We start from the raw sequence: 866 nt of genomic DNA, 5'->3' as shown, positions 1-866 counted from the left end.
CTGATCGGCTACGCCCGCGTCTCGACCGACGACCAGGTCCACGATGCTCAAATCGACGAACTGCGCGCTGCCGGCTGCGATCGGATCTATCAGGAGCATGGCTCCGGGGCATCGCGCGCTCGCCCAGTCTTGACCAAGTTGCTTGGCGAGCTCACCACGGGCGACGTCCTCGTCGTCGTCCGCCTCGATCGGCTGGCCAGATCGGTGAGTCATCTCTTGGCGGTGATCGAAGACCTTGAGGCGCGCGGTGTGCACTTCCGGTCGATCCGCGACCCGATCGATACCTCGACGCCACAGGGCATGTTCTCCCTCCAGGTCCTCGGCGCGGTCGCCCAGCTCGAGCGGGCGCTGATCGCCGAACGCACCAAAGCCGGCATCAAGGCGGCGAAGGCGCGCGGCAAGCTTCCCGGAAACCCCGGCCTGCGCGAACGGCGACCGGAGGCAATCAAGGCCGTCTCCAAAGCGCGCGAGAAACGCTATCTCGATGAGCTCATTGCGTCCGCGCAGACGTGGTTGCCGATGGTACGGCAACTCCGGCCCCAGCACAGTTGGGACAATGTCGTGCGGGTGCTCAATCGCCGCGGTCACGACTGGACCGTCGAGCGCCTGCGACGCGCCGTTCATCGCCTGGTCCGCGAAAAGCTCGCGGAAAAAGACCTCCTGGCCCGCTCCCCTCGCCGCGCCCCCGAGGACCATCTGATGAAGCTGGTGGCGGCGATCGCCATTGCCGATCCCGACCTGTCGCTTCGCGACATTGCCGCGCAACTGGACCAGATGGGCGAACGGCCTGTGCGCGGCGGCAAGAAGTGGCAGCCCTCCTCCGTTCGAGACTTGCTGGACGAAGCCCACCGCTTCGGCCTTATCCG

General features: G+C 66.4%; 1 protein-coding gene. It reads left to right on the top strand.

All coding sequences use genetic code 11. The annotated features are described in order from the left end of the window. A partial coding sequence (locus IB265_RS36240) for a recombinase family protein (RefSeq protein ID WP_246806172.1) occupies nt 1–866 on the top strand: 866 nt, incomplete at both ends.

The organism is Ensifer sp. ENS10, from assembly GCF_014852025.1.
Classification (GTDB): domain Bacteria; phylum Pseudomonadota; class Alphaproteobacteria; order Rhizobiales; family Rhizobiaceae; genus Ensifer.
Note: the sequence above shows the minus strand (reverse complement) of the source record. Positions and strands in the feature narration are given on the sequence as shown.